We start from the raw sequence: 13,045 nt of genomic DNA, 5'->3' as shown, positions 1-13,045 counted from the left end.
AAAAACACCCGCTATGCGGGTGCGCGTCGAAGGTTATACCAAAAAAACTCCAAACGCGATACAATAAAGGTGTTCAAGCCAATTGTAAAGCGAAAGGAGAAAATATGGCACAAAAGGTTCTTTTGTCCTGTTCTTGTTTCAATTGACTATATTTCTATACTTTTTCTTCCTTTCTCTGTGAATATCGCAAGTTTTTCCCACCTTTTCTCAATACTGAAACAACATCTTTCCAGAACTTCAATAATTTCTTTTTGTGTTAAATCATTATTTAACTAAATCTTTGGAGGCAATACGTTTTCAAAGCTACTTTTTACCATAGATTTTGAGCCTTTAACACATATTACTAAGCCAAAAATGCTCTAAATTTTTGAAATTCTAACTTCCTCTCCACTATTTCTTCCTTTATCAAGAAAAAGTTACCTCAATATTAATAAAGTACAATTCTAAATTAACTCCAATTATTGATTCATGATAATATTTCAGTAACTCATCGTGCAATTAAAAACAAGGATTTTTATTTCAGACGATCCATCGTGAACACTTCATCAGCCATCTCCCAAATTGCCGGATTATGTGTTGCGATAATGATTAGCCTATTATCATCTCGAAGAGATAGCAAAATCTCCATAATCAACTGAGAGGTTGCTGGGTCTATTGAAGCTGTTGGCTCATCTGCCAGAATAAAGGGTGGATTCTTTAAGATAATTTTTGCCAAGGCAACCCGTTGCGATTCTCCGCCCGATAACTCAAAGATGCGCTTATCTAGGTCAAGATAAGCCAGGCCGACCTGTTCTAAAGCCTGCTTCTGCCTCAACCGCTGTTCCGCCCGACTCAACTTTTGACCAATGAGACCTAGCTTAAGGTTTTCTTCAATACTTTGGTTTTCAATTAAGCCAAAGTTCTGGAAGAGGTAGCCCAATTCGTGACGGAAAAAATCACTCGATTTATAATTGGCCAAGTCTTTACCTCGGTAAAAAATCGTCCCATCATAAGATTCTAATTTCCCAATCATGTTCATCAAGGTTGTTTTTCCGCTACCACTTGAACCAATTAAGGCATAGACTTTTCCAGCCTCAAATGTCATTGAAAGATTCGAAAATAACTCTCGTTCTCCAAAAGATTTACTCACCTGTTTAAGTTCAATCATATTAACCTCCCTTCAAAACAAGCATGGACATCTTGTTTTCTTTCTGCATTTGGACATGTAACTGTAAAAGAGATAGACAAGTAAAGAGTAATGAGACTAAGAAAGCAACTACTATCTCTACCATAAGAAATACACTCGCAACAAATCCCAGGAAAAACACACCCAGTTGAGCAAAGAGATAAGTGCGATGGATTTCTAAGAACCTGAGACCTGCAATGCGTTTGATAAAAATGGCACGTCTAAATTCTTCAAAGTAGAGCCTATTCATAGTGTTAAACAACAAGATTGAAGTTGCAATCCCAAGCACAGCTCCTGCTAGCATTACCCAACGTTCCCTCTGGATATTATCCAATAATGTGATGTAGTTGTGGTAACCTGTTTGCATTTCTGAGACCCAATTTTCAATGCCTTGTCTCTGGATAAGCTCCTGGGCATCAGACAATTGATTAAAGAGAACGTAGTTCTGTACTGCGTCTACCCAAAACAAAATGGACTGTGGACCAGTTGATTGGGGTGTTATAACAATGATGATTGGATCTTTCAAAAACTGCTGGTAAGAAATAGGGGTCGTATTATACACAAAACGATCCTGACCTGATTCCAAATAACCTACCGTAGCAGTCATTTGCTGTCGTTCATCTCGACTAGATATGCGACTGGTTAAGTCGTCTTCAAAAACAGATTTATAATGTTCTTCCTCTGAACGGAGGTGTTCAGGCAGCAATAAGACAAACTCCCCTACATCAAGGTGATTCATCTTTTGCTCAATAGTTGTATCTACAGGAATGTTTTGACGCTCCAAGTATTGCGGTGTGACGATAAGGACATTGCCATTCGGGTTGTAATCGTGCCATTCTGTAGAGGTTATAAAGTTTTTGGAGGAAGCCATGCCATTTTGCAAAGTACGGTCAATTAACTGGTGTCTAGATAAGAAAGCCTTTTGTTCTGAAACAGCCAGATCCATCAATTGATACCAAGTTCTGAGTTTCCTTTGAGCTTGTTCATCAAAACCAGGACTCGTTCCTTCACGGCTGATTGATAGGGTAATCAGTTGCCTTTCCTGGCTCCAAGCCTCTTGTCCAATCCGATGCTGTTGCCAGGCTTGGGAATACTTTAAGCTACTCCCTATTCCCAGCGTTACAATAATAATCGCTAATAGTTGACCGATTAAAATCAAACTAATGATTCCTCTGACAGGAACTTGCCCTTTTATAATCTGCATCAGGTGTATCTTTTTTATCCCAACTGCGAAGAGTTGAGCGAAAAACAGGGAGATCGACAACAAGATGAGATTATAACTGAGCAAGCCTTCTCCTATGGTCATTAGGGATTGCGTTGGAAGCGACAGAATTTTTTGCATAAGAATGGCGAGCACGCCAGCTAAACTGAAACCAACAGCTATCCCTTTCAAATCCTCACCAACTGGTCTAAGAAAAATGGACCACCGTTTCTCTCCTGAAATGAGGCGAATACCCGACGACCGTAATTGGCTAATTTGACTAATTAAAGTCAGTGCTCCAAAGGTTAAGATGAAAATCAATAGACTGATTAACTGAAATCCGTTACTAAAGATAGCCATTAACGTAGATAGTTTGGATGGAATTATCAGGTGCATGTTAGTCAAGCCAAGTTGACTTAGCTCCTCCCTTAGCAAGTGAATATCTAGGTTTCCATCAAATACAAAATAGTTTGTTTCAACACTACTACTTTGAGCATCTTCTAGATTTTTTTCCTGTAACCCATCAGGCAACTTTCCGTTCCCAAAGGTCGTATAAGAAAACACTGGAGTACCTTCTGAGTTAGGATCCTGGTGTTGAATCGCAATAAAGCTATCCGTTTCTTCTGCTAGTTTTTCCAAGCGTGTAGCAACATGCTGAAAAGTTGTTTCAGGGGAAGAATCACGTACAACAACGTTGGGGTAATAATAGGAGACATATGTATCATTCCAAATGGTAAATACCCAAACAAAGAACAAACTAGCAAGCAGGTTGGATATGAGTATAAATAATTTTTTCATAGTGCATTCCTTATTCTAAAATAGAGGACAGAAATACCCCTGCCCTCTATAAACTAACAAGCTTACTAAACTATTGATAAAAGAATCTTCTTCAATTTTTAATTAGAAATCTCAGTCTGAATTATAGTATCCTATTTTTTCCTCCTTTCTAACTGCACGTTCCTTTCTACAGACAGAGACCTAATTTTATAAACCAATCTTAAATACTTTAGATTTTGTAACTCATAATTTTCAACAGTTGGTTAGCTATGAAAGCATTTTATCAAACATCTCCATTCTTATATCTATCTGGTATTGTTACAAGCTCTCATCAGAATACCTTTCTCTAAATAGTTGAATTTTAAAGTAATACGAAATCAATCAGCCTTCCCAACATCAAGACCATTGGACTTTTTTTGTGATTGCACTCGAATCTCCGATCGTTTATTCTTCTGAATAAACTGTTGGTAAGGAATTGTATTACTAAACGTAAAAACCCCTAGTAAAGCTAATATAGCTAATTTTGAATTCCACGTTTTTTTCTCTTGCACTGAAACCCCTTTCTGTTTCCTTGTTTTTATTTTAACATATATATATTATTTATTCAAATATTTTTATTGTATTTTGAACTAAAAATTTTATAATGAAATTAAGCAAATAGGAAGGATTATTATCTTTAATGAATACACTCGCTGAGAAATTCAGAGTAAAGAGAAAAGAGTTAGGTCTCTCCCAACAAACTCTTGCAGAAGGAATTTGTGAACAAAGTCAGATTAGTAAAATTGAAAGAGGTCATTTTATTCCCTCCGCAGACTTGTTATTCAAACTCTCTCAACGACTTGAAGTTCCTTTGGATTACTTTTTCAATGAACAAATTGAAATTAAATCTAACCTCTCTAATTTCAAGCAATTATCTACTCGCCTATTAGATGATAGAAATTATGACGATTTGGAATATATTTATAGAATAGAGATTGAACGAAGTACTTTTCTAACACTAGAAGACCGAACTTACCTTGAATGGATTAAAGCTATTATTGACTTTTATCAATATGACAGTAAGTGTGAGGCTATTTCTTCATTGGAAATTATATTATTAAAAGTCTCTTCAAATACTCTGATTTATTTAAAGGCGTTGAATACTTTATCTAATTTCTATTCCTTAGTGGGTCGTGAACAAGAATATGAGGCAAACTACTCTCATTTGATGGAGTTATATCAGACAAAAAATTTTGAGCATCAAGAGTTTTTATTTGGCTACATCAGAGTTCGTTACAACTACACTCACTACCTAGTGTCAAAGGAAAAATATAACGAAGCCATTCAAGAAGCTCTTGAGACGATTGAACTCTGTAAACAAAGACAGACAAGCTACCAACTGGCTCCCCTACTTATTCTTGTAGGAAATGCTGGAGCCAAATTTCTAGACAAAGAACAAGTCAAAAATTATTATATAGAAGCAAGAGAGTTATGTAAGATTTATAACAATCCTTTAATGTTGATGAAGATAGAAAATTATTTGAAGGAATTAGATGCTGTTTAGTTAATCTTGACATTATAGTTTTTCTGAAACGTTAAATAACCTGTAAGGCTGATAGTGAAATGAATACTATCAGCCTTATTTCAAATTTATATTCTTCTAAAATCTCTTCAAACCACGTCAGCTCTAGCCGCAGGTTGCTCTTTGATTTTCATTGAGTATTAGTCTCTGGTGTTTGTTTAGCGTCTTAAAGAGACATTTGAGAAGATTGGAAACAGTTCCCTCTTTTCTCCTAGTATAATGATTGGTAGGAAGGGAGAGAAAAGATGAAATCAATGAGAATCTTATTTTTGTTAGCTTTAATTCAAATCAGTTTGAGCAGCTGTTTCCTATGGAAGGAATGCATCTTGTCCTTTAAACAAAGTACAGCTTTTTTCATCGGAAGTATGGTCTTCGTTTCAGGAATCTGTGCTGGAGTAAATTATCTTTATACTCGTAAGCAAGAAGTTCATAGTGTCCTAGCCAGTAAGCAGTCAGTGAAGCTTTTTTACAGTATCCTGCTCTTAATTAATTTGTTAGGAGCTGTTCTTGTCTTGTCAGATAATTTGTTCATCAAAAATACGTTGCAGCAAGAATTAGTTGACTTTTTATTGCCATCCTTTTTCTTTCTATTTGGGCTAGATTTGCTGATTTTTTTACCCTTGAAAAAATACATGCGCGATTTGCTTGCTATGCTAGACAGAAAAAAGACAGTGTTGGTGACTATTATGGCAACACTTCTCTTCTTAAGAAATCCAATGACTATTGTCTCACTTCTGATTTATATTGGACTGGGTTTGTTTTTTGCAGCCTATCTTGTCCCAAATTCTGTTAAAAAGGAAGTTTCCTTTTATGGTCATATTTTCCGAGATCTTGTATTGGTCATTGCTACGCTTATTTTCTTTTAGAGCAAGCCTGTTTTTATGGATGTTATGATGGTAAGTTTAGCAGGAAAATAGACACAAAAGAAAAGTTTTTGGTATAATAAGAGTATGTACACAAAAAATGAAGAAGAGCTACAAGCCTTAGGGGAACGCTTGGGTCATCTATTAGAAAAGAATGATGTTTTAATCTTAACTGGAGAACTGGGTGCAGGTAAAACAACCTTTACTAAGGGACTTGCTAAAGGTTTACAGATTTCTCAAATGATTAAAAGTCCGACCTATACTATCGTAAGAGAGTATGAAGGCAGACTGCCACTTTATCACCTAGATGTTTATCGAATTGAAGGAGATGCGGATTCTATCGACTTGGATGAGTTTCTCTTTGGTGGCGGAGTGACTGTTATTGAGTGGGGCAATCTCTTAGGAGATGCCTTGCCAGATACTTATTTAGAGTTGGAAATTCTAAAAGAAGAAGACGGTCGCAGATTACATTTCCAAGCAAAGGGTTTGCGTGCAGAAAAGCTTTTAGAGGAGCTTCAACATGGAGTATGAATTGCTCATTAGAGAAGCAGAGCCTAAAGATGCAGCTGAATTAGTGGCCTTTTTAAATTGTGTGAGTTTGGAGACAGATTTTACCAGTCTAGACGGAGATGGTATTCTCTTGACCAGTGAGGAGATGGAAATATTCCTCAACAAGCAAGCTAGTTCGGACAATCAGATAACCTTACTTGCATTCTTAAATGATAAAATTACTGGTATTGTAAATATTACAGCTGACCAGCGCAAGAGAGTCCGTCATATTGGAGATCTCTTCATTGTGATTGGAAAAAGATATTGGAATAATGGATTGGGAAGTATTTTGCTAGAGGAAGCGATAGAGTGGGCACAAGCAAGTGGCATTCTGCGTCGTCTCCAACTGACTGTCCAAACTCGTAATCAAGCTGCAGTCCATCTTTATCAAAAGCATGGCTTTATAATTGAAGGTCGCCAAGAGCGTGGAGCATATATAGAAGAAGGGAAATTTATCGATGTTTACTTGATGGGTAAACTGATAGATTAGTAGAAATATGGTTAAAAAAATTATTGGAATGGTATTAGCTTTTCTAGCTGTGACAGTTTTGGGTGTCGGTGTTTTTGCTTATACTATTTATCAGCAAGGCACACAAACCTTATCAAAGACCTATAAAAAAATCGGAGAAGAAACCAAGGTTATTGAAGCAACAGAACCTTTGACCATTCTGTTGATGGGGGTTGATACTGGGAATGTAGAGCGTACAGATCAGTGGGCTGGAAATAGTGATTCCATGATTCTCTTGACTGTCAATCCACATACTAAGAAGACCATGATGTTGAGTTTGGAACGTGATATCCTGACTAAAATTCAACATAAAGATGGTAGTATTGAAGAAGCGAAGCTAAACGCTGCCTATGCTGGTGGTGGAGCAGAACTTGCTATAGAAACGATTCAAAAGATGATGAATATCCACATCGATCGCTACATTATGGTTAATATGCAAGGATTGCAACAATTGGTCGATGCAGTGGGGGGTATTACGGTCAATAATACACTAGGTTTCCCGATTTCTATCAGTGACCAAGAAGAATTTAACACCATTTCTATCGGTGTTGGAGAGCAGACAATAAATGGAGAAGAAGCGCTTGTTTATTCACGCATGCGTTATCAAGATCCAGAAGGAGACTATGGTCGTCAAAAGCGCCAGCGTGAAGTCATTCAAAAAGTTGTTGAAAAAGTTCTTAGTTTGAATAGTGTCAGTCACTATCAGTCTATCTTAAAAGCCCTAAGTACTAATATGCAGACTAATATTGACTTATCTGCGACAAGCATTCCAAGCTTGTTGGGCTATAAAGATTCATTTAAAACCATTGAATCTCAACAATTGAAGGGCGAAGGAGAGATGTTGCAAGGTATTTCTTACCAGATTGTTTCGAGAGAGCATATGTTGGAAATGCAGAATATATTGCGACGTTCTTTGGGGCAAGAAGAAGTCACTCAGCTGGAAACAAATGTTGTCTTATTTGAAGATTTGTTTGGACGGGTGCCTGTTAGTGACGAAGACAATTAACTTTCTTACTATAAATAAAAAATCAATCGTGGGAAATTTCCTGCGATTTTTTCAAAAAAATACGAATAGATAGGTAGGAGGAAACATGAAAGCAGAAATCATTGCTGTTGGAACAGAGATTTTGACAGGACAGATTGTCAATACCAATGCTCAGTTTTTGTCGGAAAAACTAGCAGAGATTGGGGTAGACGTATATTTTCAGATGGCTGTAGGAGACAATGAAGCTCGTCTCTTGTCTTTGCTTGAAATTGCCAGTCAACGTAGCAGTCTGGTGATTTTGACAGGTGGTTTAGGGCCAACTGAGGACGATTTGACCAAACAAACTCTGGCTAAATTTTTAGGGAAAGAATTAGTCTTTGATCCTCAGGCGCAGGAGAAGTTAGATGTCTTTTTTGCCCAGCGACCAGACTATGCCCGAACACCGAATAACGAAAGACAAGCCCAAATTGTAGATGGAGCGACTCCACTGCCAAACGAAACAGGACTGGCTGTGGGAGGAATATTGGAAGTCGATGGAGTGACCTACGTTGTCCTTCCAGGTCCACCAAGTGAATTGAAACCTATGGTCTTAAATCAGCTTCTACCCAAGTTGATGACAGGGAGCAAGCTGTATTCCCGAGTTCTTCGTTTCTTTGGAATTGGCGAAAGTCAGCTGGTTACGATTTTGGCTGATTTAATTGATAATCAGACCGATCCTACCTTGGCACCTTATGCCAAGACAGGAGAGGTAACCTTGCGTCTGTCAACAAAGGCTAGCAGTCAAGAAGAGGCGAATCAAGTGCTGGATATTTTGGAACATCAAATCTTGAATCGCCAGACCTTTGAAGGACTTTCTTTACGAGACCTTTGTTATGGTTATGGGGAAGAGTCCAGCTTGGCCAGTATCGTAGTAGGAGAACTGAAAAAGCAAGGAAAAACCATCACGGCTGCAGAGAGTCTGACGGCTGGTCTTTTCCAAGCTAGGGTAGCGGATTTTTCGGGTGCTTCAAGTATATTTAAGGGTGGTTTTGTAACCTATAGCTTGGAGGAGAAATCAAAGATGTTGGATATTCCTGTCAAGGATTTGGAAGAACAGGGTGTGGTGTCTGCATTTACAGCTCAGAAGATGGCTGAGCAGGCACGAATCAAGACCCAGTCTGATTTTGGTCTTAGTTTGACTGGAGTGGCAGGTCCAGATAGCCTAGAAGGGCACCCGGCTGGGACAGTCTTCATAGGCTTGGCCCAAGAGCATGGAACTGAGGTCGTCAAGGTGAATATTGGAGGTAGAAGTCGAGCAGATGTACGTCACATTGCGGTTATGCATGCCTTTAATCTAGTTCGCAAGGCTTTATTAAGTGACTAACTTTTGATATAATAGTAGATAGGTCTGAGGACCATTAGAATGTAGGAGAATAGAATGGCGAAAAAACCAAAAAAATTAGATGAAATTTCAAAAAAATTCGGTGCTGAACGCGAAAAAGCCTTGAATGACGCTCTTAAATTGATTGAGAAAGACTTTGGTAAGGGTTCAATCATGCGTTTGGGTGAACGTGCGGAGCAAAAGGTGCAAGTGATGAGTTCAGGTTCCTTGGCTCTTGACATTGCCCTTGGTTCAGGTGGTTATCCTAAGGGACGTATCATCGAAATCTACGGGCCAGAGTCATCTGGTAAGACAACGGTTGCCCTTCATGCAGTTGCACAAGCGCAAAAAGAAGGTGGTATTGCAGCCTTTATCGATGCGGAACATGCCCTCGATCCAGCTTATGCTGCGGCCCTTGGTGTCAACATTGACGAATTGCTCTTGTCGCAACCAGACTCAGGAGAGCAAGGTCTTGAGATTGCAGGAAAATTGATTGACTCAGGTGCTGTAGACCTTGTCGTGGTCGATTCAGTTGCTGCCCTTGTACCTCGTGCGGAAATTGATGGAGATATCGGAGATAGCCACGTTGGTTTGCAGGCTCGTATGATGAGCCAGGCTATGCGTAAACTTGGTGCTTCTATCAATAAAACCAAAACAATAGCCATCTTTATCAATCAATTACGTGAAAAAGTTGGGGTCATGTTTGGAAATCCAGAAACAACTCCTGGTGGACGTGCTCTGAAATTCTACGCATCAGTCCGTTTGGATGTTCGTGGAAGCACACAGATCAAGGGAACTGGTGACCAAAAAGATACCAATGTCGGTAAAGAAACCAAGATCAAGGTAGTGAAAAACAAGGTGGCTCCACCATTTAAGGAAGCCTTTGTTGAAATCATGTACGGAGAAGGGATTTCTAAGACTGGTGAACTCTTGAAAATCGCAAGCGATTTGGATATCATCAAAAAAGCAGGAGCTTGGTACTCTTATAAGGATGAGAAAATCGGGCAAGGTTCTGAAAATGCTAAGAAATACTTGGCAGATAACCCAGAAATCTTTGATGAAATTGACCATCAAGTCCGTGTTCAATTTGGTTTGATTGATGGAGAAGAAGCTGCTGAAAGCAAAAAAGATGAAGTAGCTCAAGTAGACTCTGTGAATGAAGAAGTAACTCTTGATCTAGGCGATGAGCTTGAAATCGAAATTGAAGAATAAGCTGTCAAAGTAGTGGAGAAATCCACTGCTTTTTCGATTCTTTGTTCAAGATTTCAGATTGCCTATAGTTTGCTGTTTCTTGTCGCTCCTCTAGAAAGCTGATATAATAGCCTTATGAATAAAAAACGAACAGTGGACCTGATACATGGTCCGATTCTTCCCTCGCTTTTGAGTTTTGCCTTCCCAATCTTGCTATCAAATATTTTTCAACAGCTCTATAATACTGCTGATGTCTTGATTGTTGGGCGTTTTCTTGGTCAAGATTCCTTGGCTGCAGTAGGGGCGACGACAGCGATTTTTGACCTGATTGTAGGTTTTACTCTTGGTGTTGGCAATGGCATGGGAATTGTCATTGCCCGCTATTATGGAGCTCGGAATTTCACTAAAATAGAGGAAGCAGTAGCAGCTACCTGGATTTTAGGTGCTCTTTTGAGTATTGTAGTTATGCTGCTGGGATTTGTCGGTCTGTATCCACTCTTGCAATATTTAGATACCCCTGCAGAAATCCTTCCCCAGTCCTATCAATATATTTCTATGATTGTGACCTGTGTAGGTGTCAGTTTTGCTTATAACCTCTTTGCAGGCTTGTTGCGGTCTATTGGAGACAGTCTGGCTGCGCTTGGTTTTCTGATTTTCTCTGCCTTGGTCAATGTGGTTCTGGATCTCTATTTTATTACGCAATTGCATCTTGGAGTTCAATCCGCGGGACTAGCTACCATTATTTCGCAAGGCTTATCAGCGGTTCTCTGCTTTTACTATATTCGTAAGAGCGTGCCAGAACTTTTGCCTCAGTTTAAGCATTTCAAATGGGACAAGGCCTTGTATGCGGATCTTTTGGAGCAAGGTTTGGCTATGGGCTTGATGAGTTCAATTGTATCTATAGGCAGTGTGATTTTACAGTCTTCTGTTAATACCTTTGGTGCAGTGATTATTAGTGCCCAGACGGCAGCTCGACGCATTATGGCCTTCGCCCTTCTTCCTATGACCGCTATTTCTGCATCAATGACGACCTTTGCTTCTCAGAATCTAGGAGCTAAGCGACCAGACCGCATTGTTCAAGGACTTCGAATCGGCAGTCGTTTAAGTATGTTCTGGGCAATTTTTGTTTGTGTCTTCCTCTTTTTTGCCAGTCCGGCCTTGGTTTCCTTCTTGGCTAGTTCGACAGATGGCTACTTGATAGAAAATGGTAGTCTCTATCTGCAAATCAGTTCAGCCTTTTATCCTATTTTGAGTCTCTTATTGATTTATCGCAATTGTTTGCAGGGTTTGGGGCAAAAAGTCCTTCCTCTGGTATCTAGCTTTATCGAACTAATCGGGAAAATTGCTTTTGTGGTCTTGATTATCCCTTGGGCAGGCTATAGGGGAGTTATCCTCTGCGAACCCCTTATCTGGGTTGCCATGACCATCCAACTGTACTTCTCACTGTTTCGTCACCCCTTGATAAAAGAAGGCAAGGCCATCTTGGGAACCAAAGTGTCATCATAGGTTGATTTGCTGAATAAAATCTCTTTCCTCTAGTGAAAATCGAAAAAACTTGTGCTGTTATCTTTAGTTTGGTCTTGAAAATAGTTTAACAGACTTTTGACTTCTTTTATATGATATAATAAAGTATAGTATTTATGAAAAGGACATATAGAAACTGTAAAAATATACTTTTGAAAAGCTTTTTAGTTTGGGGTGTTGTTGTAGATAGAATGCAGACCTTATCAGTCCTATTTACAGTGTCAAAATAGTTCGTTTTGAAGTTCTATCTACAAGCCTAATCGTGACTAGGATTGTCTTCTCTGTAAGGTATAAATAAAGGAGTTTCTAGCTCTGGATTGTAAAAAATAAGTTGTTTTAATTGATAAGGAGTAGAATATGGAAATTGATGTGAGTAAATTAAGAACAGATTTGCCTCAAGTTGGCGTGCAACCATACAGGCAAGTCCATGCTCATTCCACAGGCAACCGCAATTCAACGGTTCAAAATGAGGCTGACTACCATTACAGAAAAGATCCTGAATTGGGCTTCTTTTCTCACGTAGTTGGTAATGGTCGTGTTATGCAGGTAGGACCTGTTGATAATGGTGCCTGGGACGTTGGGGGCGGTTGGAATGCAGAAGGTTATGCACAAGTTGAACTGATTGAAAGTCATGAATCAAAAGAAGAGTTTCTGATTGACTATCGCCTCTATATCGAACTCTTGCGCAATCTAGCAGACGAGGCTGGGATACCTAAAACGCTTGATACTGCTGATTTAGCAGGTATCAAGACACACGAATATTGCACCAATAACCAACCCGATAATAACTCAGATCACATTGACCCCTATCCTTATCTTGCCAAATGGGGTATTAGCCGTGAGCAGTTTAAGCAGGATATTGAAAACGGCTTGAGGATTGAAGCAGGATGGCAACAGAACGATACTGGCACCTGGTATGTACACTCAGATGGTTCTTATCCAAAAGATAAGTTTGAGAAAGTCAATGGTACCTGGTATTACTTTGACGGTTCAGGATATATGCTTGCAGACCGCTGGAAGAAGCACATAGACGGCAACTGGTACTGGTTTGATCAGTCAGGCGAAATGGCTACAGGCTGGAAGAAAATCGCTGAGAAGTGGTATTATTTTGACACAGAGGGCGCTATGAAGACAGGCTGGGTCAAGTACAAGGAGACCTGGTATTATCTTGATAGCCAAAATGGGGATATGGTTTCCAATGCCTTTGTTAAATCAAATGATGGCTGGTATTACCTTAAAGAAGATGGTACGATAGCAGAGAAACCAGAATTTACAGTCGAGCCTGAAGGTTTGATAACAGTAAAATAATAATGGAATGTCTTTCAAAGCAGAAAAGCGCATATTATTAGGTCTTGAAAAGC

12 protein-coding genes are annotated in these 13,045 nt (G+C 39.1%); 9 read left to right on the top strand and 3 right to left on the bottom strand.

Going from position 1 to position 13,045, the window contains the following annotated elements; all coding sequences use genetic code 11:
• Nucleotides 1–514: 514 nt before the first annotated feature.
• The 3 genes from HT732_RS01950 to HT732_RS10450 form a co-directional block, all read right to left on the bottom strand.
• Nucleotides 515–1,147: an ABC transporter ATP-binding protein gene (locus tag HT732_RS01950; RefSeq protein ID WP_173253781.1), complete on the bottom strand. Its 633-nt coding sequence runs from the start codon at nt 1,145–1,147 to the stop codon at nt 515–517.
• 1 nt (nt 1,148) lies between these two features.
• Nucleotides 1,149–3,164 (bottom strand): DUF1430 domain-containing protein, encoded by a 2,016-nt coding sequence (locus tag HT732_RS01945; RefSeq protein ID WP_173253780.1) that lies wholly within the window; start codon nt 3,162–3,164, stop codon nt 1,149–1,151.
• A 356-nt stretch (nt 3,165–3,520) separates the two neighbouring features.
• Nucleotides 3,521–3,694, bottom strand: a complete 174-nt coding sequence (locus tag HT732_RS10450) for a PhrA family quorum-sensing system peptide (RefSeq protein WP_345890499.1) — start codon at nt 3,692–3,694, stop codon at nt 3,521–3,523.
• 128 nt (nt 3,695–3,822) lie between these two features.
• Between HT732_RS10450 and HT732_RS01940 the strand changes: the two genes are divergently transcribed.
• From HT732_RS01940 to HT732_RS01900, 9 genes are all read left to right on the top strand, one after another.
• On the top strand, nt 3,823–4,686 hold the full coding sequence (locus HT732_RS01940; RefSeq protein ID WP_173253779.1) for a helix-turn-helix transcriptional regulator: 864 nt from the start codon (nt 3,823–3,825) through the stop codon (nt 4,684–4,686).
• Nucleotides 4,687–4,949: 263 nt separating this feature from the next.
• Entirely contained in the window at nt 4,950–5,570 is a 621-nt protein-coding gene (locus tag HT732_RS01935) for a hypothetical protein (protein ID WP_173253778.1), read from the top strand.
• 84 nt (nt 5,571–5,654) lie between these two features.
• Entirely contained in the window at nt 5,655–6,098 is a 444-nt protein-coding gene (tsaE, locus tag HT732_RS01930; RefSeq protein WP_000288239.1) for a tRNA (adenosine(37)-N6)-threonylcarbamoyltransferase complex ATPase subunit type 1 TsaE, read from the top strand.
• Nucleotides 6,088–6,606 carry a GNAT family N-acetyltransferase gene (locus HT732_RS01925; RefSeq protein ID WP_173253777.1) on the top strand — a complete coding sequence of 173 codons (519 nt, stop codon included), beginning with the start codon at nt 6,088–6,090 and terminating at the stop codon, nt 6,604–6,606. The genes tsaE and HT732_RS01925 overlap by 11 nt, the downstream gene beginning before the upstream one ends.
• 7 nt (nt 6,607–6,613) lie before the next feature.
• The gene (locus HT732_RS01920; protein ID WP_173253776.1) at nt 6,614–7,630 is read left to right on the top strand and encodes an LCP family protein; all 1,017 of its coding nucleotides are present in this window, start codon (nt 6,614–6,616) and stop codon (nt 7,628–7,630) included.
• An 85-nt stretch (nt 7,631–7,715) separates the two neighbouring features.
• Nucleotides 7,716–8,972 carry a competence/damage-inducible protein A gene (locus HT732_RS01915; RefSeq protein WP_173253775.1) on the top strand — a complete coding sequence of 419 codons (1,257 nt, stop codon included), beginning with the start codon at nt 7,716–7,718 and terminating at the stop codon, nt 8,970–8,972.
• Nucleotides 8,973–9,026: 54 nt separating this feature from the next.
• The gene (gene recA / locus HT732_RS01910; RefSeq protein WP_173253774.1) at nt 9,027–10,181 is read left to right on the top strand and encodes a recombinase RecA; all 1,155 of its coding nucleotides are present in this window, start codon (nt 9,027–9,029) and stop codon (nt 10,179–10,181) included.
• Nucleotides 10,182–10,295: 114 nt separating this feature from the next.
• Nucleotides 10,296–11,666, top strand: a complete 1,371-nt coding sequence (locus HT732_RS01905; protein ID WP_173253773.1) for an MATE family efflux transporter — start codon at nt 10,296–10,298, stop codon at nt 11,664–11,666.
• A 375-nt stretch (nt 11,667–12,041) separates the two neighbouring features.
• Entirely contained in the window at nt 12,042–12,992 is a 951-nt protein-coding gene (locus HT732_RS01900; RefSeq protein WP_173253772.1) for an N-acetylmuramoyl-L-alanine amidase family protein, read from the top strand.
• The last annotated feature ends 53 nt before the right edge of the window (nt 12,993–13,045 follow it).

This window comes from Streptococcus sp. 5346 (genome assembly GCF_013277455.1).
Lineage (GTDB): Bacteria > Bacillota > Bacilli > Lactobacillales > Streptococcaceae > Streptococcus.
The sequence above is the reverse complement of the archived record's forward strand: the minus strand, read 5'-3'. Positions and strand labels throughout refer to the sequence as shown.